Annotated in this window: 20 protein-coding genes, 1 tRNA gene and 2 pseudogenes; 19 read left to right on the top strand and 4 right to left on the bottom strand. The window is 51.8% G+C overall.

Annotated elements, in window-relative coordinates; genetic code table 11:
* Positions 1-30 precede the first annotated feature (30 nt).
* The 7 genes from A7C91_RS00440 to A7C91_RS00410 all read left to right on the top strand — a co-directional run bounded on the left by A7C91_RS00440 (position 31) and on the right by A7C91_RS00410 (position 6,545).
* Entirely contained in the window at positions 31-2,466 is a 2,436-nt protein-coding gene (locus tag A7C91_RS00440; RefSeq protein WP_068663923.1) for a tRNA(Met) cytidine acetyltransferase TmcA, read from the top strand.
* Positions 2,467-2,536: 70 nt separating this feature from the next.
* Positions 2,537-3,049, top strand: coding sequence for a TIGR00288 family NYN domain-containing protein (locus A7C91_RS00435; RefSeq protein ID WP_068663922.1), 513 nt, complete (start codon positions 2,537-2,539; stop codon positions 3,047-3,049).
* On the top strand, positions 3,046-3,561 hold the full coding sequence (locus A7C91_RS00430; protein WP_068663919.1) for a TIGR00288 family NYN domain-containing protein: 516 nt from the start codon (positions 3,046-3,048) through the stop codon (positions 3,559-3,561). Before A7C91_RS00435 ends, A7C91_RS00430 begins: the two co-directional genes overlap by 4 nt.
* A gap of 38 nt (positions 3,562-3,599) precedes the next feature.
* Positions 3,600-4,517 carry a calcium/sodium antiporter gene (locus A7C91_RS00425; protein WP_068663918.1) on the top strand — a complete coding sequence of 306 codons (918 nt, stop codon included), beginning with the start codon at positions 3,600-3,602 and terminating at the stop codon, positions 4,515-4,517.
* A gap of 100 nt (positions 4,518-4,617) precedes the next feature.
* Positions 4,618-5,760: a thiamine ABC transporter substrate-binding protein gene (locus A7C91_RS00420; protein WP_068663917.1), complete on the top strand. Its 1,143-nt coding sequence runs from the start codon at positions 4,618-4,620 to the stop codon at positions 5,758-5,760.
* A 63-nt stretch (positions 5,761-5,823) separates the two neighbouring features.
* Positions 5,824-5,900, top strand: a tRNA-Arg gene (locus A7C91_RS00415).
* 396 nt (positions 5,901-6,296) lie between these two features.
* The gene (locus tag A7C91_RS00410; protein ID WP_199920054.1) at positions 6,297-6,545 is read left to right on the top strand and encodes a hypothetical protein; all 249 of its coding nucleotides are present in this window, start codon (positions 6,297-6,299) and stop codon (positions 6,543-6,545) included.
* A gap of 27 nt (positions 6,546-6,572) precedes the next feature.
* On the opposite strand, the gene asnS is transcribed toward A7C91_RS00410, so the two are convergent.
* The gene (asnS, locus tag A7C91_RS00405; protein ID WP_068663915.1) at positions 6,573-7,865 is read right to left on the bottom strand and encodes an asparagine--tRNA ligase; all 1,293 of its coding nucleotides are present in this window, start codon (positions 7,863-7,865) and stop codon (positions 6,573-6,575) included.
* A gap of 241 nt (positions 7,866-8,106) precedes the next feature.
* On the opposite strand from asnS, the gene A7C91_RS00400 reads away from it, so the two are divergent.
* Positions 8,107-9,369 carry an amidohydrolase gene (locus A7C91_RS00400; protein WP_068663914.1) on the top strand — a complete coding sequence of 421 codons (1,263 nt, stop codon included), beginning with the start codon at positions 8,107-8,109 and terminating at the stop codon, positions 9,367-9,369.
* On the opposite strand, the pseudogene A7C91_RS00395 reads toward A7C91_RS00400, so the two are convergent.
* Both A7C91_RS00395 and A7C91_RS00390 read right to left on the bottom strand, forming a co-directional pair.
* Positions 9,350-9,762: pseudogene (locus A7C91_RS00395) on the bottom strand (NfeD family protein). The gene A7C91_RS00400 and the pseudogene A7C91_RS00395 overlap by 20 nt on opposite strands.
* A gap of 73 nt (positions 9,763-9,835) precedes the next feature.
* Positions 9,836-10,737 (bottom strand): annotated as a pseudogene (locus A7C91_RS00390) (SPFH domain-containing protein).
* A gap of 115 nt (positions 10,738-10,852) precedes the next feature.
* On the opposite strand from A7C91_RS00390, the gene A7C91_RS00385 reads away from it, so the two are divergent.
* From A7C91_RS00385 to ndk, 10 genes are all read left to right on the top strand, one after another.
* The gene (locus A7C91_RS00385) at positions 10,853-12,745 is read left to right on the top strand and encodes a phosphoadenosine phosphosulfate reductase domain-containing protein (protein ID WP_068663913.1); all 1,893 of its coding nucleotides are present in this window, start codon (positions 10,853-10,855) and stop codon (positions 12,743-12,745) included.
* 11 nt (positions 12,746-12,756) lie between these two features.
* Positions 12,757-13,644 carry a helix-turn-helix transcriptional regulator gene (locus tag A7C91_RS00380; RefSeq protein ID WP_349675593.1) on the top strand — a complete coding sequence of 296 codons (888 nt, stop codon included), beginning with the start codon at positions 12,757-12,759 and terminating at the stop codon, positions 13,642-13,644.
* Positions 13,645-13,766: 122 nt separating this feature from the next.
* Complete coding sequence (locus A7C91_RS00375) at positions 13,767-14,537, top strand: hypothetical protein (RefSeq protein ID WP_068663909.1); 771 nt, start codon at positions 13,767-13,769, stop codon at positions 14,535-14,537.
* Complete coding sequence (locus tag A7C91_RS00370) at positions 14,534-16,354, top strand: prenyltransferase/squalene oxidase repeat-containing protein (protein WP_068663907.1); 1,821 nt, start codon at positions 14,534-14,536, stop codon at positions 16,352-16,354. Before A7C91_RS00375 ends, A7C91_RS00370 begins: the two co-directional genes overlap by 4 nt.
* A 51-nt stretch (positions 16,355-16,405) precedes the next feature.
* Positions 16,406-17,011: an HVO_0476 family zinc finger protein gene (locus A7C91_RS00365; protein WP_068663905.1), complete on the top strand. Its 606-nt coding sequence runs from the start codon at positions 16,406-16,408 to the stop codon at positions 17,009-17,011.
* 146 nt (positions 17,012-17,157) lie between these two features.
* A complete protein-coding gene (gene rpl7ae, locus A7C91_RS00360; RefSeq protein ID WP_012571914.1) occupies positions 17,158-17,529 on the top strand; it encodes a 50S ribosomal protein L7Ae in 372 nt (123 codons plus the stop codon).
* 78 nt (positions 17,530-17,607) lie between these two features.
* A complete protein-coding gene (locus A7C91_RS00355) occupies positions 17,608-17,820 on the top strand; it encodes a 30S ribosomal protein S28e (protein ID WP_012571913.1) in 213 nt (70 codons plus the stop codon).
* Between the two features lie 5 nt (positions 17,821-17,825).
* On the top strand, positions 17,826-18,032 hold the full coding sequence (locus A7C91_RS00350) for a 50S ribosomal protein L24e (RefSeq protein ID WP_068663903.1): 207 nt from the start codon (positions 17,826-17,828) through the stop codon (positions 18,030-18,032).
* Positions 18,033-18,156: 124 nt separating this feature from the next.
* A complete protein-coding gene (locus A7C91_RS00345; protein ID WP_068663901.1) occupies positions 18,157-19,293 on the top strand; it encodes a hypothetical protein in 1,137 nt (378 codons plus the stop codon).
* A gap of 80 nt (positions 19,294-19,373) precedes the next feature.
* Positions 19,374-19,886: a nucleoside-diphosphate kinase gene (ndk, locus tag A7C91_RS00340; protein WP_068663899.1), complete on the top strand. Its 513-nt coding sequence runs from the start codon at positions 19,374-19,376 to the stop codon at positions 19,884-19,886.
* Positions 19,887-19,893: 7 nt separating this feature from the next.
* On the opposite strand, the gene A7C91_RS10920 is transcribed toward ndk, so the two are convergent.
* A complete protein-coding gene (locus tag A7C91_RS10920; RefSeq protein WP_199920053.1) occupies positions 19,894-20,067 on the bottom strand; it encodes a hypothetical protein in 174 nt (57 codons plus the stop codon).
* A gap of 366 nt (positions 20,068-20,433) precedes the next feature.
* Between A7C91_RS10920 and infB the strand changes: the two genes are divergently transcribed.
* Positions 20,434-22,227 (top strand): translation initiation factor IF-2, encoded by a 1,794-nt coding sequence (gene infB / locus A7C91_RS00330; RefSeq protein ID WP_068663894.1) that lies wholly within the window; start codon positions 20,434-20,436, stop codon positions 22,225-22,227.

Genomic DNA, 22,227 nt, shown 5'->3' with positions numbered 1-22,227 from the left:
CTTATCTCTTTAAGCCGGGAGGTGACGGCCGTGACCGTCAAGGTCCGCTTTGACAAGGAAGTGAGAGACTACGCCAAGAGCGAGAAAGTTAAAGATTCCGTTCTCAAGCTCACCGAGACGGCCCTCGCTCAGGCCCTTGAGAAGTTCCACAGGAGAATGATTGTCATCGAAGGAGACAGCCTGAGGAAGGCTGAACTGGCTGGAATCCTAGCAGGAGCCTCTGCAAAGGTTCTAAGCGAGATAATCGACGAGCTGAAGGAGAAGAGGCTCCGCGATGAGAGCGAGGATAAAATCGAGGTTCTCTACGCCACCGATGCCCTTGGAGAGGAAACCTTCGGAAGGAAGCGGTACGAGGCTTTTAGAAAGCACTTCGACGTTCTGGCCGGTTCTGACGTTAATGTCAAGGCCGTAACCTTCAAGCACACCCGGGACATACTAGGAAGAACCTACGACCTCCTTGTTCTTGACCTAAGCTACGACTACTCCCCCAATGACCTCGGAAGGATAATCGAGACGGTCAGGGGAGGCGGCCTAATACTCGTGCTGGCTCATCCGTTCGAGAAGTGGAAGAACATGTGGACTGGCTTTCACAAGAGCCTCGTTACTCCTCCGTACACCATCGACGACGTCAAGAAGCGCTTCAACAGGAGGCTCATAAGAAAGTTCACTGAGCACGATGGCATCTACATAATCACCGAGAACGGGAAGGCCAAAAAGAAGCCTAAGCGGAACAAGAGCCAGGCCAAGGTGAAGGCCAGAAAGGGCGTCGATATTCCCGAAGAAACTATCTTCCCGCGCGAGCTCTACGAGATGGCCTTGACTGGGGGCCAGGTTGAAGTCCTGAAGGCCTTTGAGGAGCTGGTGGAGAACGAGGGTATGGTCGTTCTCACCGCCGACAGGGGCAGGGGTAAGAGCGTCTCCGTTGGAATAGCGGCGATAGGCCTGGCTTTGGCCCTGAAAAAGAGGATGAGGATAGTTATTACTGCACCTGAGCCAGAAAACGTTCAGAGCCTCTTCCGCTTCGCCAGGAGGGCTCTGGAAAAGCTCGGCTTCAATCCAAATGTTATAGAAGAGAAGGGACTCATAAAGGAGCTCTACGCGAGGAAAATAGGCCTGCGCTATTATCCACCGACCGAGGGTTACAAAAAGAATGCCGACCTCTACATCCTCGACGAGGCTGCTGGAATCCATGTGCCGATACTCCACAAGTACCTCAACAAGCCCCGCGTGGTTTACTCCTCAACGGTTCACGGCTATGAAGGAGCTGGAAGGGGCTTCTCCGTCAAGTTCCTCAAAAGGGCAAAAGAGAAGCGCCAGTTCAAGGAGCTCCACATGGACGAGCCGATACGTTATGCTGAGGGCGACCCGATAGAGAAGTGGCTCTTCGATGTTCTCCTGCTCGATGCAGAGCCGGTTAAGCTCACCGAGGAGGACTACGAGCTGATTAAGAATAAGGAGGTCTACTTCGAGGAGCCCGACATGGATGACTGGTTCGAAAACGACAGGAAAGACCTGAGGAACTTCGTCGGCATATATATCCTCGCCCACTATCGCAACAGACCGAGCGACGTGGCCCTTCTCGCGGATGCACCCCACCACGAGGCTCGCGTTCTGCGGCTGAAGAACGGGAAAATAGTAACGGCCATACAGATAGCCAAAGAAGGAAACATCCCGAAGAAAGTTATAGACAAGATGGCCAAGGGCTATAAGCCGAGGGGCAACATAATCCCCGACATGATGGTGAAGCACCACTACCTGAAGGAGTTTGCCAAGCTTAAGGGCTACCGCATAGTCAGAATCGCCACGCATCCAGACGCGATGGATAGGGGGCTTGGAAGCAAGGCACTGGAGCTCCTCGAAAAGGAAGCGAGGGAGAAGGGCCTCGACTGGATAGGCTCGGGCTTTGGCGCGAGTGAAGAGCTCATACGGTTCTGGGTCAGGAACGGCTTTGCAGTTGTACATCTCAGCCCCGCTAGGAACCTCGTGAGCGGGGAATACACGGCCATAGTACTCAAGCCCCTCAGCGAGAGGGCGGAGAAGCTCATAAAAAAGGCCAACGATGAGTTCAGAATCCGCCTCACGGAGTGGCTTGGCGATACTCACAGGGATTTGGAGCCCGAAATAGCGCGCTGGCTCTTTGAAAGTCCCTTCGGTGAAGCCGTGGATTATCCGATACACCTGACCGAGACGCAGAAGAAGCGCCTCGACGCCTTCACGGGCAAGGTGCTCACATACGATACCGTCGTTGATGCGGTTAAACCCATAGTCAAACTCTACTTCCTCGACGGCTGGATGAAACCGTATCTCGACGAGAGGCAGATAAAACTGCTGATTTACAGGGTCCTGCAGGCCCACAACTGGGAAGAGACGGCCAAGCTCATAGACAGGACGGAAATCTTCACCATGATTGAAGTTAGGGACATCATCAGGGGGCTCTGGTACTACTATAAACGGGTAATTGGCTAAGGCCTTAAACTAACTTTTTATAGGATTGCCACGTAATTCATCCGATGCATCCATCACAGCGGTGACAGCTATGTCAGGTAGCAACTGGGAGAGGATAGTTTCGATAACCAAGGAGGGGATGAGAAGTATTGGAATGATGCGGCGGAAGATAAGCAGGGGTAAGAGGATAGCATTGCTTATAGATGGCCCAAACATCCTCCGAAAGGAATTCGGTGTTAGGCTTGAAGACATAGTGGAGGCCCTTGAGGGTATTGGTGACCTCAGGGTTGCAAAGGTTATACTCAACCAGTATGCGCCCCAGGGGCTGATAGAGGCAGTTGCCAACCAGGGGCTTGATGTGGTGGTAGTTTCTGGAGAGACCGGTGTCAAGCTTGCCGTTGAGGCCATGAGGGAAATCTACAACCCCAACATCGACGTAATTGCCCTTGCCACGAGAAACGCGGAGTTCCTGCCGGTGATTCTCAAGGCAAAGGAGAAGGGAAAGGAGACGATAGTCATAGGAATAGAGCCCGGCTTCAGTGCAGCGCTCAAACATGCCGCGGATTACGCAGTAATATTGACTCCAAAGGGTGAGGGAGAATGAAGGAGGCGCTCTTCAAGGTTCTCAAGCGTGGAGAGAAGGAAGTGCCCCCCGAGAAACCCCCAAAGCCGAAGAGCAAGAGGAGCATAGGCCTCATCATCGACGGGCCGAACATCCTCAGGAAGGAGTTCTGGATAAAGCTGGAGGACATAGTTGAGGCACTCGATAGGATCGGCACGATTCGCGTGGCCAAGGTCGTTCTCAACCAGTATGCGCCCCAGGGGCTGATAGAGGCGGTGGTAAACCAGGGACTTGAGCCGATAATCGTTGCCGGCGACACCGACGTGAGGATAGCGATAGAGGCTATGGAGCTTATATACAACTCTGACGTTGAGGTAATCGCATTGGCGACGCGTGACGCGGATTTTCTGCCCATAATCAACGAGGTCAAGAGGAAGGGAAAGGAGACGATAGTTATAGGAGTTGAGCCGGGCTTTTCTGTGGCCCTTCAGAATGCCGCCGATTACGTTATCAAAATGGAAAGCAAAGGGGGAGATTTGTCCGGGGGCAAATAGCTTTTAAATCCTTTTCCTAGCCTATCTTGGTGGGAGAAGTGATAGTTGAAATCGTCGCGTTCATTGTGGGGTTCGTCTTTCTGATCAAGGGAAGCGATTTCTTCGTAGAAGCAGCCTCGCGCGTGGCGAAAGGCTTTGGGGTGAGCGAGTTCATCATAGCGCTCGTTCTGGCCAGCATAGCGACGACCCTGCCTGAGGTAACGGTATCGGCGCTGGCAGCATACGGTGGAAACAGTGGTATAGCCCTTGGAAACGCCATCGGAAGTGCGCTGGCGAACATCACCCTGATACTTGGAATATCCTCACTCATCCTTCCGCTCAACGTTGAGGCAACCGCCTGGAAGAACTCCCTCTTCATGGTTGTCGTTACTGCATACGCCGCTTTCCTGATGTATGACGGGACGATAAGCAGGCTCGACGGGGCGAGCTTAATCCTTATCTACTTCGGCTTCCTTTACTACCTCTACCGGAAGCACATGGTCCCCGGGGAGATGAACGCCGGGCGCGGCAATCCGAAGAGGGATGTTCTCATAATGCTCGGCAGTGGTCTCGTGGTGGTTGTCGGTGCGAGGCTGGTCGTCGACAGCGCGGTAACTCTCGCGAGGGAAATGGGAGTCCCAGAGGTCGTCATAGGGCTTACCCTCGTCTCAATAGGGACATCCCTCCCGGAGCTCACCAACTCCCTCATGGCAACACTCAAGAAGCTTCCCAACATCAGCGTCGGCAACATAATCGGTGCCAACATCCTCGACGTGCTCATGGTCATAGGCATCGCCTCGGTGATAAGGCCCATAGGGGTTGATCCGGGTATATTCTCATTCACCCTCCCACTGACGCTGGTGGTCATGGTAATCCTTACACTCTCCCTACGCTTCACCGGAAAGGTGAGCAGGGTCACTGGGGTAGTCTTCCTGGCGATATACTCTTACTTCCTCTACGTCCAGTTCAGCACTTGAGTTACATTTTTGTTTTTCCCATTTCTGGGAAGCAAAGCTTTATTTAGTCCATATATTACTCCCTTATTGAAACGTATAATCAATTACTGGAGGTGACATCATGAGAAAGTTTGCCGCGTTGTTCATCCTGCTGCTCCTTGTTGGGGCCATCGGTGCTGCAAGGCCCGTAAAGGCTCAGGAGGAGCTTACCGTCTACTCCTATGACAGCATAGAGTGGTGGATGAAGGAGATAGTTCCGATGTTCGAGGAGAAGTACGGCGTTAAGGTTAACCTCGTCCTCATAGGCGACGCTGGAGAGGTCCTCAATAGGCTTATCCTCGAGAAGGACAGCCCGCAGGCTGACGTCGTCGTTGGAATAGACAACAGCTACCTCGCGAAGGCTATAGACGCTGGCGTGCTGGAGCCATATAAGCCAGAGAACGCCGACGTTATTCCCCAGTGGATAATCAATAACTTCGACCCGACATTCCACCTCACGCCCTACGACTACGGCTACATAGCCATCAACTACCGCAAGGACATGGTTCAGAACCCGCCGACCAGCCTTGAAGACCTCATCAAGCCCGAGTGGAAGGGCAAGCTTATCATCGAGGATCCGAGAACCAGCTCGCCGGGAATGGCCTTTCTCCTGTGGACAATAGCCGTTTATGGCGACGACTGGCTCTACTACTGGGAGAAGCTCAAGAAGAACAACGTCCAGATCGTCGAGGGCTGGAGCGCGGCCTGGGGAGCTTTCACCAAGGGCGAGTATCCGCTCGTGCTCAGCTACGCCACCTCGCCAGCCGCAACCGTTTACTACGAGAACAACACCAACATCGGTGCTGTTGCCTTCACTGAGGGCAACTACCTCCAGATCGAGGGTGCTGGAATAGTCAAGGGCGCCAGGCACCCAGAGCTCGCCAAGAAGTTCATAGAGTTCCTCATCAGCGAGGAGGCCCAGGAGAAGCTTCCGGTCAACCAGTGGATGTACCCTGTCAACAAGAACATCCAGCTTCCCGAGGTCTTCCAGTACGCGGTTGAGGTCGACAAGCCCGTCACCGTTGACCCGGCCGAGATAGAGAAGAACTACGAGGCCTGGCTCAAGCAGTGGACCGAACTCATGGTCGAGGGCAAGAGCGCTGACGAGATACTCGGCAAGACGACCACCGAAACCAGCGGGGAAACTGATAACGCCGGCATCTGCGGACCGGCCCTGATAGTCGGCCTTGCTATAGTGCCGCTCCTCCTTAGGAGGAGGCGCTGAATTCTTCTTCCCTTTTCTTCCCACCGTAACTTTTATAAGAGCGCCCTTTAACCACTAACCCGAGGGCCCGTAGCCTAGCAGGATAGGGCGCCGGCCTTCTAAGCCGGAGGTCGCGGGTTCGAATCCCGCCGGGCCCGCCAGTTCTACAAACTTCGCCTTCGCGAAGTTTGATCAAGGCTCGTGATTGCTTTTCAGAGTGTCTTCTTTTAGAGTGTACCTTATCAAAAGGCGGATTCTAGTTGGATTTCCTTGTTCTTAGCCGATCTTCACCGAGTCCCCTCAAATACGGCGCCCTACGGGCGTCAAAAAGAAAAAACGGACTCAAATCCTAATAGCAAATTTCAAGTGAAATCACACCCTAACTGCCAAAATTTTAATGTGCACCGTTTAAACGGCCAATCCAAATAGAAATCACAAACTTTAATCAAACTTTGCAGTGTAATGCTTCCAAATATTTCAACTTTTCAAATTAAATTTAAGTATGGGAAGCACGAAAGTGTTGTTTGGGGTATAAAGATGAGTACTTTTACCGTTGAGTGGAGAGTGTTATGGGCTTTATTGTAGGTATTCTCAATGGTGTAAACAAAGCAGACGAGATGCAACAAAAGATAAACATAATAATGGTAACGTCTGGAACTGCCCTCTCATACTTCGGGGGAACTATAAATCCCGAATGGGCTGTGGATTCCGTTGTTCAATTGCTTGTAAACTATATTATTGGATTGTCCATTGGGGGTGTCATAGGCTTAATGTTCTTGGCAGTTTTGGATATGATAAATTTTTAGATAAAGAGATTAGAGCCAAAAAGCCACTCACGGGTACAACCTACTGGGCGTCCTCGGGAAGAGAGTGGCCCAGCGGACGTGGTCGAGCTTCAGCACCCAGGCGACGAGCCTCTCTAGGCCGAGGCCGAAGCCACTGTGCGGAACGCTGCCGTACTTCCTCAGGTCGAGGTACCACTCGTAGTCCTTGGGATCCATGCCCTCGTCGAGAATCCTCTGCACGAGCTTGTCGTAGTCGTCCTCACGCTGGCTTCCACCGATGACCTCGCCGTACCCTTCTGGCGCGAGCATGTCTGCCGCGAGAACCTTCCTCGGGTCTTCTGGGTCTTCCTTCATGTAGAAGGCCTTGGCGTGCTTAGGATAGCCGTAGACGAAGAACGGGCTCTCGAACTCCTGCGTTAAAATCCTCTCCTCGTCGGCGCCCATGTCCTCGCCCCACTCTATCTGAACGCCCTTGCTCTGAAGTATGTCTATTGCCTCGTCGTAGCTTATCCTCGGGAACGGCGGAACCGTGTTCTTGAGCGTCGTTAAGTCCTTCCTTAAGGTCTCGATATCGCTCCTTCTCAGCTCAAGCGTCCTCTGCACCATGTAGCTGACGAGCTCCTCCTCAACCTTCATGATGTCCCAGAGGTCCATCCAGGCAGCCTCAAGCTCGAGGTGCCAGAACTCTGTGAGGTGCCTCCTCGTCCTGCTCTTTTCAGCCCTGAAGCTCGGCGTGAACGACCAGACCTTCTCTAGGCCGAAGATGGCTGCCTCTAGGTAGAGCTGGGCCGACTGACTCAGGTAGGCGTAGCGGTCGAAGTACTTGAGCTTGAAGAGCGTTGCGCCTCCTTCAACAGCTCCAGTGACGAGTATCGGCGGGAAGACCTCGTACCAGCCGTCCTGGAGGAGCCACTCTCTAGCTGCTTGCATCATGGTTGCCTTGACCTTCATTATGCCCGCAACCTTCGGCGAGTGAAGGTGCAGGTGTCTCACGTCGAGCAGGAACTCGTCGCTTGCGTCCTTCGTTATCGGGAAGAACTCGACGTTCTGGATGACCTGAATTTTATCGGCCTGGACCTCCACACCCGTCGGAGCCCTTGGATCGGCCTTAACAACGCCCTCAATGATAACGCTCGACTCAATTCCGACCTTCTTGGCCTCGGCATAGGCCTCTTCACTCAGCTCCTTCTTGAATATTGTCTGAACTATTCCACTCGAGTCTCTAAGCACTATGAAGACCTTCTTTCCGACTTCCCTCTTTCTGTAAACCCATCCGGCGAGCTTGACGCGCCTACCTTCCATCTCGGGCCTAACGTCCGCGCAATAAATCTTATCAATCATCATTACCACCTCCAGAGGCTTTGAAATGGGCTTTATAACGGTAGCGATTCCAGACTACCCACGTTAACAGAAGAGCGTCAATTTATCCACGGCTCAAGGGCGGTTATTCCCTTCCTTATCATCAGTATTGGCGGCATGGCTTTACTTTTCCCTTTTCTGCATTTAAATCCTTTGGGCGATTTTATGTCATTATGTCAAAATTTTTAAGTATCCAGATGGCATATATTCAAAGGGTGATGGAATGTTTGCGCTCATTGGTGCGGTGGTCGATGCTGAAAAGGTTCTGAAAAATCATGCAGTTTTGGTTGATGGAACCGAGGTAATCAACGTTATTCCCAGAGATAAGCTTGGAGAATACGGAGTTGATGAAATCTACGGTGGAGATGGTTACCTTGTTCTGCCAGGTCTAATCAACACCCACACCCACGTAGCCATGGCCAAACTCCGCGGACTCGGCGAGGATCTGCCAATAGAGCGCTGGCTCAAGGAGGTAATCTGGCCCACTGAGCTCACCTGGACGCCCGAGGAAATCCGCCGCTGGGCGCTCCTTGGAATGGCGGAGGCTTTGGCCAACGGCTCCACGACGATAAACGACCACTACTTCTTTGCCGATGAGATAGCCGGGGCCGCTCGGGAGCTTGGAATACGCGCCTTCATCGGCCAGACGGTGATGGACCTGGTGGACTTTCCCCTCGCGGAGCCTGAAAAGGGCTTCAAGTTCTTCAAGCACTGGGAAGGAAAAGACGAACTCGTCAAACCCACTTTAGCTCCCCATGCAACGAATACAGTCTCACTTGAGCTCATGCGCGAAATCGGTGCCTTTGCCCGCGAGAGAAATGCCCTACTTCACGTCCACCTCTCCCAGAGCAGGGAGGAGGTCAGGGCCGTTAAGGAGCGCTACGGACTCGCTCCCGTGGAATACCTTGCTGAGGCCGGCGTTCTCCATGAAAACCTCATTGGCGTGCACGGAATATACCTGAGCGAGGAGGAAGTTCAGTTCTACTCCCAAAGCGGAGCCACTCTCGTCCATTGCTCCCTCAGTATGGCGAAGCTTGAGGCAAGGATAGCTCCGATAATTGAGCTTTACACCGCAGGGACGAACATAGCGCTGGGCAACGACTCTCCGAACCCCGTTGGCGTTATGGACATGTTCACTGAAATGCGCTTTGCGGCAGTGCTTAACAAGGTCTGGAGAAAGAGAACGGACGTGGCCAGCACGAGGGAGGTTTTCAGCTGGGCCACCATTGGTGGAGTTAGAGCTCTGAAGCTTAAAGCTGGGCTGATAAAACCCGGCTATCTCGCCGACCTTGTGCTCATAAACGCGAGAAAGCCCCAGTTCCTGCCCGGGGAGAACGTTTACTCCCATCTCATTTACTCCACAAGGGGAAGCGACGTCGAGCTCGTTGTTGTGAACGGAGAAATAATCTATAAAAACGGCGTCCTGGTAAAGTTTGGAAAAACGCTGGAAGAATTATGGGAAGAGCTCAGACCTTCCGAACGATGAGCTTGACGCCATCAACGTTGATGACCTCGACGGTGTCCCCTATCTTCAGCCTCTCCTCGCTGAGGGCTATCCACTTATCTCCCTCGAGCTCGACGATGTAATGCTCCTTTCCGACCCCGACAACCTTTTCCTTTTACCTTTGAGCTCAAAAGTGTACTTCGGTTTTCCAATGTCCTGGACGTCCCTCTTGATGTACCTCCCGACGACCATGTAGGAAATCACTGCCGCCACGAGTGAAACGACGAAGGACTCGGTGAAGCCCCGGCCGAAGCCGAGGAGCAGCCCAAGGACGGCGAAGGCAACGCCTATTGGAGTTATGAAAGCAGTGACCATCATGTCGAGCACTATTATCAGCAGCCCCAAAATTAAGAGGGAGATGGGAAGGGCATCCATGGCCGCTCGCCATTGGTCGTTAGCCCATAATGTCCTTAAGCGTTTCGAGGTCAAGATTGCTGGAGTTCCCGGCTTACTCAACGGGCTTCTTTTCGCTCTTCGGTGCCTTTGGCAGTTCGGTGTCTTTCACCTTCTGGAGGATTCTCAGCAGGCCTATCAGCGCCTCAGTATCGTACGGGACGATGAGGTTGCCATACTTGGCCAGTTCAGGCAACTTCTCGATGTACTGGAGGGTTAGGTACTTCTCGTCTGGCATCTTCAGCGCCTCAAGGACCTTCCTTATGGCCTCGGCCTGGCCCTCCGCGATTAGTATCTGCCTCTGCTTCTCACCTTCGGCTCTTAATATCGCTGCTTGCTTCTGTCCCTCGGCCTCTTTGATGGCGCTCTCCTTCTTACCCTCCGCAAGGAGAATCATGGCTCTCTTCTCACGCTCGGCAGTCATTTGCTTGGCCATTGCCTCCTGAAGTCCTTCGGCGGGTCAATCCTCTGTATCTCAACGCGCGTTATTCTGACACCCCAGCGGTCGGTTATCTTGTCGAGCTCTTCCCTAAGCCTGGCGTTGATGATGTCCCTGCCGCTTAGGGTTTCATCAAGCTCTATCTCACCGATTATTGCACGCAGGTTGGTCTGGGCGAGCTTGACGATGGCCAGAAGGAAGTCGCTGACGTTGTAAACGGCCTTAACAGGGTCGAGAATCTGGTAGTAGACAACGGCATCAACGGTGACGACGACGTTATCCTTACAGATGACTTCCTGTGGTGGAACATCCACGACGTGTTCGCGCATGTCTACGACCCTTACGCGCTCCATGAAGGGTATTATGAAGTGTATTCCTGGCTCGAGGATTCTGTTGAACTTTCCGAGCCTCTCGACGAGGCCTTTCTGTTACGGTCGGATCACTTTGACGCTCAGCAGGAGCATTATCAAAGGAAACACTCCCAGAATCAGCAGGGCGGTACTTGCGAAAGCAGACATTACCATCACCAATGGTTAGTTTTCAAACTCAAAAAGAATAAAATTGCTTATAAACATTTCTGTTGAAGGACGGCTTTATAAACCCCTCCACCTTCTGAAGGTCGGGTGAGAGAAAATGGGAAGGCCAGTCTTCCTTGGCAAGGCTTACGTCCACTGGTGTGGAGAGTGCAACGTTCCGCTCATCGGCGAGAGCTGTGCGGTTCACGGAAAGGATGGCGTCTTCAAGCTCAACATCACTCCGCCCGGCGACCTGCGCTTCGCCTTCGAGAGAGACATCGAGTTTATCCGCTCGGTCTTTAAGGAGCACTACGGTGTGGATATCGGCGAGCTCTTCGATGGAAAGGTCGTCCTGCTCAACAAGACCCCAGGCGAAGATGACGCCTACGAGATAATCCTTGACGGCTACGTCTTCGGCTGGCTCCGCTTTGACCCCATCGAGCTCCGCTGGAAGCCGGGATTAAAGGTCGAGGGTGCAATCGCCCTGTGGAAACGCTTTGGGAAGACAATGAAGAAATGGATAATCGTTGATGAGGGCGCGATAGAGCCCATCCTTAGCGGCTCGAACCTCCTTTCGGTCGGCATCTTGGAGGCCGAAGAGAGCATACAGCGGAACGATGACGTTGTTATCATCTCCCCAAATGGTGAGGTCGTAACGACGGGCATAGCGAAGAAGGACTACGAGGCGTTAGTGGCCAAGGAGCGCGGAACGGGCGTCAAAGTCAGGCGGCAGAAAAGTATAACCTACCGCGAGGGCAGAAAGGCCACGATGGAAGACGTCCTCAGGGCCAACAGCATCGAGCTGGGGAAGAAGGTAGAAGAGGCAAGGCGCTTCATGAGGAAGACCGCGATGCGCTACGCTGACCTGCCGATAGCGGTGGCATTCTCTGGAGGAAAGGACAGCCTTGCCGTTCTCGGCCTTGCTTTGGAAGAGTTCGGCGATGAGGGCTTCACAGTCTTCTTCAACAACACCGGAATAGAGTTCCCCGAAACGCTTGAATACGTCGAAGAGCTCAGGAAGGAACTTGAGCCGAAGGGCATAAAGTTTGTCGTTGCAGATGCCGGCGACGCCTTCTGGAGGGCACTTCATGTCTTCTCCCCACCTGGGAGGGACTACCGCTGGTGCTGTAAGGTCACAAAACTTGGTCCGATAACGATGGCGATAAAGGAGAACTACCCGAAGGGCATCCTGATGTTCGTCGGCCAGAGGAAGTACGAGAGCATAAAGCGTTTCAAGCAGCCGAGGGTGTGGAAGAACCCGTGGGTGCCCAACGAGACCGGGGCATCGCCGATATTCCACTGGCGTGCCCTTGAGGTGTGGCTCTACATCTTCTCCCGCGGGCTGAAATATAACCCCCTCTATGAGGATAGGCTCGACAGGATAGGTTGCTTTCTCTGTCCGAGCTCATCTCTGGCGGAAATCTACATGCTGAAGGAGGAGAAGCCCGAGCTCTGGGCCAAGTGGGAAAACGAACTCGAGCGCTGGAAGAGGCGCTTCAACCTTCCCGAAGAGTGGATAACCTACGGCTTCTGGCGCTGGAAGAAGCTGAGCAAGGGTAAGAAGGCAATAGCAAAAAAGCTCGGCGTTGATATTCCAGAAGAGCGCTCCTGGGAGCCAGTCAGGTACTCCCTAGAAGAGGAAAACGGCGTCTTCACAGTCCGCTTCAACACCGTCGTTAACCTTAAGAGGATTCGTGAAGTTGCCCCAATCCTCGGAGAAGTTGAGGAAGGCGAAAACTACATAAGGGCGGGGATGGTTACCTTTAGAGTAGACGGCGCCTACACAGAAGACTTTAACGAAGGGGTTCAGGCCTACTACCTCGTCAAGAGGGCCTACGAGTGCGTTGGCTGTGGTGTCTGCGTGGGCAAGTGTCCTGAAGGAGCACTCAGCATAGACCCCGTGAGCAAAAAGATAATGGTGAATCCCGAGCTCTGCATCCACTGCAGGGAGTGTATGGACGTATGTCCACTCCTGAAAATCAAAAATCCCGAAGAAGGAAGTCAGCTCTGATTGGGCTATTCATGACTCTCTTCATTTTGACAGCCCCTCTGGCGGGCGGACAGACCTATAACTATGAAATAAACGCCTACGCGGTCTATTTTGAGGTCATCAGTCCAGACGATATTAAGGAAACTATAGAGATAGACCTAACATCACATACAAACCTGAGCCAGTACGTTATCTACACGGACTACCCGGTTGATAACCCGAGCGCTGTGATGGACTTTAGTGGGGGGGTATCTCCGATGAACGTGACCGTCCGGGAGGTTCTCGGGGGAACGAACGCGATTTACCTCAACTTTCCGACGCTGAAATCAGGCCAAAGCGCCAAGATACGGCTCAGTTTCACTACCCGGGGAATGATAAGTGAGGTCGATGGCAAGGAGCAGTTCACTTACTACATAAAGTTCAGCCAGCCTGTCGGGCTGTTCCATATGCAGCTCCTCATCCCGAAGGGATATGCCATACTCTCACCTATAATCCCCTCGCCCGACAAAGTGGAGAGCTCAACGAACAGGCTTCTCCTAGAGTGGACGCGCAGCAACATACGCGCTGGCGACGAGTTCTACTTCATCGCTGGCTTTTCAGGCGAGATCAAAATCAATCAGCCCTCAATCTGGGGCTACATTGGTATTTTCGCTCTTGGTCTGCTCCTCGGGGCGGGCAGTGTCTATGGCTACGTTCTCTACCGTGAGAAGAAGCGCGAGAGGGAAAGGGAGCACCTGAGGAGCGATGAGGAGAAGATACTGGCAATCCTCCGTGAGGGTCCAGTTCTCCAGAGCGAGCTCGCTGAAAAGCTCGGCGTTTCCAAAGCGAAGGTCAGCATAATCCTCCGCGAAATGGAGGAGAAGAGTCTGATCACGCGTGTGAAAGAGGGCAGGACGTACAGGGTCTATCTGAGGGAGTAGTGTATGAGTTAGTATAGTAAATTTGTTACAATGTATAAAAACGCTATGAATACACTTTCAAACGAAAAACTTAAATATATTAATTGTGCAAGTAATTTTGACCACCCTTTGAGGGGAGACGAATGCAGAGGCATATAGTATGGTTGATTGCTCTTTTGGTTTTTGGAACAATGCTGCAGGGAGCAAGTGCAGCCAACTATGGTATCCAGCCAGAGATTTATACCTACCAAGTGTCCGTGAATGGCCAGATGATTCCCATAACAGTGAAAAATGGGATGGTTTCCATCCCAGATGCACCCGGAATAGACAGGAAGAGTGTTTTCATGACTGTCAACAAATATTTTGCAGAACTTCATAGACGTGCTTCTGCAAAGAATTCTATTTCTGGATCTAGTTCTCCTGAAAGTATTATTGAATGGTACGGTCCGGACTTTGACTATAGGGAGAGAAAAATATTCAGCGTTCCTCACCAGGGTGACGTGTATATTTCTGCATATGCATACCTCAGCATCGAGAAAGATCAGTTTTCAGTAGTCAGTGTTGGGGGGTACTCCTCAGGAGCTAGCTGGCTGGAGCCTTATGATTACTGGTGGTCTCAAAGTTATCCTGCAGAGACGGCCTCACTGAGTATCAAACTAAAGTTTGTGGGCATAAGTGTAAGCGTCTCGGTTCCATTGGGAGCAGGTTTCACCGGGAACTCTGATACGGCAACATATTCAGGAGTACTCCACAATACTGATTATATAGGCAGGGATTACTCCGGTATAGAGGCGGCTTCAACTGGGGGGATATGGAAGATAGAAGACCATACCCTCAGCTCGTTCTACTTTGGGGGAACGGTATTTTACGACCAGGGTGCCAACTTATATAAAGTCAGGGAGGGTGGAAGTTGAAAAAGACACTTTCTCTTTTTTTAATTTTCGTTTTAGTGGGGGGAGTATCTATCGGCATCTATTATTACAAAAATCCCACCTCAGAGACCAATTCACCAGAAGCTCCTCCAGTGTTACACTGCACTGGCCAAACTTTAAACCTCTCGGCGTTTCTGGGAAAGGAGTGGATAGACTATACGATTAAACGGCTGAACCTCGCTAAATGTCCAGATGGTGGATTCACCGAGATTGTTGACACCATCACACCGGACTTACACTCAACTTATTATTTTGTGGCTACCCTTAGGGCGATCAACGAGACTCCCTTCAACCAAGTCCAAACGATAGGTTGGCTCCATACTCAGGAGGAGAACTTATTTAAAAATGCCTCGGAAGCAAGGTATGGGTTTAGAAATGTATACCATGGAGTCATGACCCTAAAAATGTTGAACTCAACTCCTAGAGACCCGCATAAAATTATAGATTTTGTTCTGAGTGTCAAAAGGGAAAATGGTGCCTTTGTGTATGATGGCCTTGACGTGACAGACCAGGCAATTGAAATACTCTACGTCCTTGGATACAACACCAGTAAATTGAATGATACAACCCAATATTGTTTGGCGAGATTTAAGAATTTAACTCCACCTCGTGGGGGAGATGCATGGGGAGCTTTGAATTTTGTTTCGGAGTTTAATAGGTATACAAGAACATTGGATTTATTGGGGGCCAACTATACCTCAACGCAGGAATACAAGGAAGGTGTGTCATTCATGAGGAACATATCTAAGAACATTAGTAGCATTTTGATGATAAATCCTCCACTCTTTTTGGTGGCAGATCTGGCCCAGGCATTGAGGGAGAACGGTTTCATGGACGTTAACATTTCAGAAGCCATTTACACGTATGTCAAATCACATGAACTTCCCGATGGAGGGTTTAATTTATTTGGAAAGGACTATGGGGAGTTCCAGGGTACGTATTATGCTGTGAAGGCTATTGTACTATCAGGGAAAAAGCCTGACAATAAAACAATAAGCTTTGTTCACAGTTGGGAAAGTCCCCTTGGGGGGTTTGCCTTCACCTTCCAGAAGTTTGGGGGCCCTATACTGACATATATGGGCGTTTACGTGGCTGAGAAAATAGGGATGGATGTTAACAGAACTATGATCAGGGAGTATCTGGAAAACGCTCTCCATAATCGGTGGCCGTACTCCCAAGATGATCCTGCGCCCCTGTATTCTATCTATCTAACATACGGGAGACTTAACCTAACCATGGAGCAAGATGAAAGGGAATACCTGAAAAACGAGACAGTTAGGCTAATGGAACTGTATTCTAATAGCCGAGTTGATTCAATCCTATCTGATCCAGGTTGGATAGCACTTATTAGACTTGGAAATGCGCTTGGAGTAACCTTTAGTTCAAAAACTAAGTCGAATCTAATTAACGCTATACTCTCAAAGCGAAATCCTGATGGGACATTTGGGACCTATAAAAACGACACTCCGATGACTCTTTTTCAGACCGTGAATGCAGTTATACTGCTTCATGAGCTCGGGTACGATTATAAAGATAACAAAACTGTCCAATACTTCTTTAGTTTGATGCATGATGGAGGATGGGGAGGACCCGACTTATACAACACTTACGGGACAATACAGGCGCTGGTGTACATGAACTACTGTCCCGAAAAGGTGGATGATATCATAACATTCGTTAGCTCTCTGAAGTACAGATACGGAGGTTTCAGGTTTTATAGGGGGGACACCTCATATGGGGGGCTACAAGAGACGTACTATGCACTGAGGATCCTGGAACTGCTTGGTGCAATCCAGTGACGTGGCATACATTTATAAACCGCGTCCCTCCTCTTCCCACTGGTGAGAGACATGGAGGAGTACTTCATCTGTCCTGAGTGCGGTAGCGATGACGTTGAAGTCATCAAAGAGAGGGGACGGGAGCTTACCCTTCGCTGCAACGAGTGCGGCAATGTGTGGATCATAACGCTCCCAAAACTCGTAAAGGTTCCACTCATAGTCAGCAAGCACGAGAGGAGCTTCAAGACTTTCACGGAGCTTCCAGAAGGCGAGGAAATCAGGGTCGGCGACATAGTTGAAACCGAGGACGACGAGGTCAGAATTACCGGCATAGAGCTTGAAGGTGATAAGCGGGTGAACAAGGCCAAGATAGGCGAGATTAAAACGCTGTGGGGCGAGAGCTTGACCTACCCAAAGGTTATAGGTGTCTCCATCTACCTTCCCAAGGGCGTCACGCAGTCATTCAAGGTCAAGGTGAACAGGAACGAGGAGTTCGTCATCGGCGAGGTTCTCGAGGTTGGCGGCTACACATTCAAAATAGAGAAGATAAAGACCGAGAGGAAGATGCTCCGCCACGGAAAGGTGAGGGCCGACGAGATAGTTAGACTGATGGGCAGGCCGATAAGGGCCAGAGCCAGCAGGAGCCTCGAGATTTATCACGGTTACGAGGGGGAGTGAGCCTTCCCACTCTTCCCCATCCTACCCGCGATGATGACCTTGGCCGCTGCTGAGGTGTGATGATGCCCATCGAAAGCCTTTTAAATATCCTCATGAAACTGAGCACGCAAAACTCGATGAACGATGAAGTTTCGGAGGGATGAAGGATGGCGAAGCCAAGCTACGTCAAGTTTGAAGTTCCGGCAGAGCTTGCTGAGAAGGCCCTTGAGGCTGTCGAGCTTGCTCGCGACACCGGAAGGATAAGGAAAGGTACCAACGAGACCACCAAGGCCGTTGAGAGGGGCCAGGCTAAGCTCGTTATCATTGCAGAGGATGTTGACCCGGAGGAGATCGTTGCCCACCTCCCACCGCTGTGTGAGGAGAAGGAGATCCCGTACATCTACGTTCCGAGCAAGAAGGAGCTCGGCGCTGCCGCTGGTATTGAGGTTCCAGCTGCCAGCGTCGCCATCATCGAGCCCGGCAAGGGCAGGGAGCTCGTTGAGGAAATCGCTATGAAGGTTAGGGAGCTCATGAAGTGAGCTCCTTTTCCTCCTTTCACTCACGGAAAGGTTTAAGTTCATCTCTGCGAGTGGATTTTTAGATAAGGGGTGTGAGAAATGAGCGACGAAGGATATCCAGCGGAGGTTATTGAGATCGTCGGTAGGACCGGCGTCACTGGTGGCGTTACTCAGGTCAAGGTCAGGGTTCTTGAGGGCCGCGATAAAGGCCGTGTCATTAGGAGGAACATTAAGGGCCCTGTCCGCGTCGGAGACATAGTCATCCTTAGGGAGACTGAGAGGGAAGCTAGGGAGATCAGAGCCAGGAGGTAATCGCGATGGCCAGGTGGAACGTCTGCTCCTACTGCGGAAGGGAGTTCGAGCCGGGAACTGGAAAGATGTTCGTCAGGAACGACGGCAGAGTGCTCTTCTTCTGCTCCAGCAAGTGCGAGAAGTACTACTTCATGGGCAGGAACCCGAGGAAGCTCAAGTGGACCAAGGCCTTCCAGGAGGCCCGCCTTCAGAGGGCCAAGAGGAAGAGGTGATTTCTTTCTTTTCTTCGTAATTTTAGTTCAATGTGCTTTTCTGTCAATCTTTAATTTCAAGAGGAAAAATGTTTAAATACGATGAATGCGTTATCTTTTGTGGCAATCCCGTTGGGTGGGGCGAATGCGACAGAAAGTTGTGTGGTTTATACTCGGTGTCTTGGTTGGAGGTCTGTTTGTTGTCTCAACGTACCTGAGCAATGGCAACATCCAATACGTGGCTCCAGCGGTTCAGAAGATTCCGGGCAACAACTACACAACTCTTCTCCTTTACAGCCCCAATGGTCTCCCACTGAACGTTAAGAATGTCCAGAAAGCCGTTCAGCAATTTGTCGTTAAGAACGCACCAAAGGCAAAGTGGCACGCCTATGCCGTCCCTGAACTTCCAAGCGATGCCGTTCTGAGCGGCTACGGGATAAAGGTGACTAAGGACGGAAGAGTTAACGTCCTCATACTAGCCACCAGAAAGGGTGCTTTCATTCAACCGACGGAAGTCCAGAATGAACTGATGGAGTGGAGCAAAACGGCACCAAAGTTCATGCCGGACGTCATTCCCTGGGAGAAAATAGGAGTTCCTGAAGGCTGGAAAGCCAAGAGCGTTGATAGCAATGGAAATGTCAGGGCATACACAGGAGAAAGCTCTCCGTACTGGCATAACTTTGGGAGGCAGGAGCTTAGATATGACGACCCACCGTATGGGAAGTTGTACGCCCAGTTCTACATCTGGGGGCTGTGGAACGATGGTAACCCTACTGAGGAAAGATTCCTGTGCACAACGGATGAAAACGGTCATGGGACTTATCGCGTTACTCCTGGTGTGGAAATAGGGGGCAACTATGGAAACTATTTCACCAACGATATCAAAATAACACATGATTGGGGTGTGGACCCTACGCTCAACGGCAGGCTAGGGATTATGAAACCGGTCGGGATAATAAACAAGCATGAAACTCTAACAATTACCATAGGGCCGGTCTTATATCCTCTCGCAATTGGGGGGTACAAAGTCTACGGCGATGCTATTGACCCTCAGGAGGTGTGGGACTTTGATATACCATACAACGAGGACGCCTCCCATCATACAATCGGATTCATGCCCTCATCGGAGGGTGTGGTGAAAGAGTCAGTTCTCCATGATGGAAGCTGGCACAGCGTTATCAACGTCAAACTATGGGCGAAGTTTAGGCATAAAACAATAATAGGAATTATAGACAGCCACGAAATCTGGGCTGCGGTAACTTGGATAGTGAAGGTTGGGTGATTTCTAATTGTTGAATTCTGCCTTCTTTTGTTTTCCAAAAAACCTATTAACCAATCCAGCAACTATTTTTGGTGTTGCCAATGGCGGACAGGAGGATAGAGCGTACTCTGGTCATTATCAAGCCCGATGCCGTCGTTAGGGGCTTGATGGGCGAAATCATAAGCCGTTTTGAGAAGAAGGGTCTGAAAATCGTCGGGATGAAGATGATATGGATCGACCGCGAGTTAGCTGAGAAGCACTACGAGGAGCACAGGGGCAAGCCGTTCTTCGAGCCGCTGATTGACTACGTAACCAAGGCTCCGAGCGTCGTCATGGTAGTCAAGGGACGCTATGCCATAAGCGTCGTTAGGAAGATGGCGGGTGCAACCGACCCGAAGGATGCCGAGCCCGGAAGCATAAGGGGAGACTACGGCCTCGACGTTGGCGACGCCATATACAACGTTATCCACGCCAGCGACAGCCCGGAGAGCGCAGAGAAGGAGATAAAGCTCTATTTCAGCGAGGATGAGATATTCGAGTACTGGAAGGCTGCCGACTGGTTTTACCACACCCACGCCAAAGCAAAGAAGGAGTACATGGACAAGATGGACTGAATGGGTGCTAAACCTTCTTCATTCTTTTTTCCACGTTTGACATCACCGTTACTTCATCGTGTTTCTTGTTGGCCTTTTCCAACGCCACTGCATTCTTGAGCGTTCTTTCAAGGACATCTTTTCCGAGCTCTTTCGCGACTAACCTCTCTGTCCCTACCCTCACCTGAGTGATGTGGGTCATGTCTATGCCCCACGGAAGGGACCAGAGAAATACTGCCGCCCCAAGTTTCGCGAGGTACCCTCACCCTGACTCGCTATCATTGCCGACCCCAGGAAGACTAGAAGGCCGAGGGGAACACTCCTCTTTTCAATGTAGGCGACTTTAAGTGTCATAGAGAGCGAGAGCCTGAACAGAGATGCCCTGAACCTGTTTCTCTGCCAGATGATTAAAGCCAGACTAAACCCAACGAGCGCCCAAAAGAGTGCCACCAGCAGTTCCGTCCAGCATTTTGTTGCTCCTCTGAAATTACCACTCTGACTTTTAATCCTTCCGCCCGAACGAACCCTTTAAAAACTCACACCCGAGTATCCTCCAGGGGTGGGGGAAATGAAGAGGATTAGACAGCCGATCATAGCTGTTCTCGGTCACGTTGACCATGGAAAAACCACGCTCCTTGACAGAATCCGCAAAACAAACGTCGCCGGCAAAGAGGCCGGCGGAATAACCCAGCACATCGGTGCAACTGAGGTACCAATTGAGACGGTCAAGCAGCTTGCCGGTCCGCTCATCAAACTCTGGAAGGGCGAGATAAAGCTTCCTGGCCTGCTTTTCATCGACACGCCCGGTCACGAGGCCTTCACGAGCCTGCGCGCGAGGGGTGGTAGTCTCGCTGATCTTGCCGTCCTAGTTGTTGATATAAACGAAGGCTTCCAGCCGCAGACGATAGAGAGCATCGAGATCCTCAGGAAGAACAGGACACCATTCATCGTTGCAGCCAACAAGATAGACAGGATTAAAGGATGGAAGATTGAGGAGGACGAGCCTTTCCTCGTGAACATCAAGAAGCAGGATCAGAGGGCCCAGCAAGAGCTTGAGACCAAGCTCTGGGAGCTGATAGGCAAGTTCTACGAGATGGGCTTCCAGGCGAACCGCTTTGACCGCGTCCAGAACTTCACCCGCGAGCTGGCGATAGTTCCCATTTCGGCCAAGTACGGCATAGGCGTCCCCGAGCTGCTCGTCCTTATCGCGGGTCTCAGCCAGAAGTACCTGGAGGAGAAGCTCAAGATTGAGGTTGAGGGCCCGGCACGCGGCACAATCCTCGAAGTCAGGGAAGAGATTGGTCTCGGAACTACCATAGACGTCATAATCTACGACGGAACGCTCCACAAAGATGATACAATCGTCGTGGGTGGCAAGGACAAGGCGATAGTGACGAAAATCCGCGCCCTGCTGAAACCCAAGCCTCTCGACGAGATACGCGACCCGCGCTTCCGCTTCGACCAGGTTGACGAAGTTACAGCTGCTGCGGGTGTCAAGATAGCCGCTCCCGGCCTTGAGGAGGCCCTTGCAGGCTCGCCGGTCATCGCCGCCCGTTCCGAGGAGGAGGTCGAGAAGGCCAAGCAGGAGATACTTAGCCAGATACAGAGCGTTGTCATAAGCACCGGCAAGGTCGGTGTGACAGTCAAGGCCGATACCCTCGGCTCTCTGGAGGCCCTCAGCAAGGAGCTCCAGGAGAAGACCATCCCAATAAGGAAGGCCGACGTCGGAAACATCAGCAAGACCGACGTCATGGAAGCGCTCAGCGTCAAGGATGAGGAGCCCAAGTACGGTGTCGTCCTTGGCTTCAACGTCAAGGTGAACGAGGACGCTGAAGAGGTTGCTAAGGCTAGGGGCGTGCCCATATTCACGGGCAACATCATCTACAAGCTTATAGAGGACTACGAGGCCTGGGTCAAGGGCGAGGAGGAGAAGAAGAAGCGCGAGCTGCTCAGCAAGGTCACCTTCCCGGGCGTTATCAGGCTCTATCCTGACGAGCGCTACGTCTTCAGGAGGAGCCATCCTGCGATAGTCGGTATCGAGGTCGTTGAGGGCAGGATAAGGCCCGGCGTCACGCTCATCAAGCAGAACGGCCAGAAGGTCGGTGTTATTAAGTCCATCAAGAACCGCAACGACTTCGTGCAGGAGGCCAAGAAGGGCGAGGCGGTGGCAATAGCCATCGAGGGCGCGATAGTCGGCAGACACATCCACCCCGGCGAGACGCTCTACGTTGACCTGACCAAGAACGACGTGGTAATCCTCGCCAAGCAGCTTAAGAACGAGCTCGACGAGACTGACATAAAAGCCCTGAAGATGACGGCGAAGGTCAAAGCCCAGGAAGACCCATTCTGGAGGGCGGTTTGA

The organism is Thermococcus piezophilus (genome assembly GCF_001647085.1).
Lineage (GTDB): Archaea > Methanobacteriota_B > Thermococci > Thermococcales > Thermococcaceae > Thermococcus > Thermococcus piezophilus.
This window is presented reverse-complemented; position numbering and strand designations above follow the sequence as displayed.

Excerpts from the sequence above, each read along its gene's own strand:
- A7C91_RS00385 (WP_068663913.1), top strand. The coding sequence starts at position 10,853 with ATGGGAAGGCCAGTCTTCCTTGGCAAGGCTTACGTCCACTGGTGTGGA.
- A7C91_RS00435 (WP_068663922.1), top strand. The coding sequence starts at position 2,537 with ATGTCAGGTAGCAACTGGGAGAGGATAGTTTCGATAACCAAGGAGGGG.
- A7C91_RS00365 (WP_068663905.1), top strand. The coding sequence starts at position 16,406 with ATGGAGGAGTACTTCATCTGTCCTGAGTGCGGTAGCGATGACGTTGAA.
- A7C91_RS00350 (WP_068663903.1), top strand. The coding sequence starts at position 17,826 with ATGGCCAGGTGGAACGTCTGCTCCTACTGCGGAAGGGAGTTCGAGCCG.
- A7C91_RS00355 (WP_012571913.1), top strand. The coding sequence starts at position 17,608 with ATGAGCGACGAAGGATATCCAGCGGAGGTTATTGAGATCGTCGGTAGG.
- A7C91_RS00400 (WP_068663914.1), top strand. The coding sequence starts at position 8,107 with ATGTTTGCGCTCATTGGTGCGGTGGTCGATGCTGAAAAGGTTCTGAAA.
- A7C91_RS00345 (WP_068663901.1), top strand. The coding sequence starts at position 18,157 with ATGCGACAGAAAGTTGTGTGGTTTATACTCGGTGTCTTGGTTGGAGGT.
- A7C91_RS00430 (WP_068663919.1), top strand. The coding sequence starts at position 3,046 with ATGAAGGAGGCGCTCTTCAAGGTTCTCAAGCGTGGAGAGAAGGAAGTG.
- A7C91_RS10920 (WP_199920053.1), bottom strand. The coding sequence starts at position 20,067 with ATGACCCACATCACTCAGGTGAGGGTAGGGACAGAGAGGTTAGTCGCG.
- A7C91_RS00380 (WP_349675593.1), top strand. The coding sequence starts at position 12,757 with ATGACTCTCTTCATTTTGACAGCCCCTCTGGCGGGCGGACAGACCTAT.
- asnS (WP_068663915.1), bottom strand. The coding sequence starts at position 7,865 with ATGATTGATAAGATTTATTGCGCGGACGTTAGGCCCGAGATGGAAGGT.
- A7C91_RS00375 (WP_068663909.1), top strand. The coding sequence starts at position 13,767 with ATGCAGAGGCATATAGTATGGTTGATTGCTCTTTTGGTTTTTGGAACA.
- infB (WP_068663894.1), top strand. The coding sequence starts at position 20,434 with ATGAAGAGGATTAGACAGCCGATCATAGCTGTTCTCGGTCACGTTGAC.
- ndk (WP_068663899.1), top strand. The coding sequence starts at position 19,374 with ATGGCGGACAGGAGGATAGAGCGTACTCTGGTCATTATCAAGCCCGAT.
- A7C91_RS00420 (WP_068663917.1), top strand. The coding sequence starts at position 4,618 with ATGAGAAAGTTTGCCGCGTTGTTCATCCTGCTGCTCCTTGTTGGGGCC.
- rpl7ae (WP_012571914.1), top strand. The coding sequence starts at position 17,158 with ATGGCGAAGCCAAGCTACGTCAAGTTTGAAGTTCCGGCAGAGCTTGCT.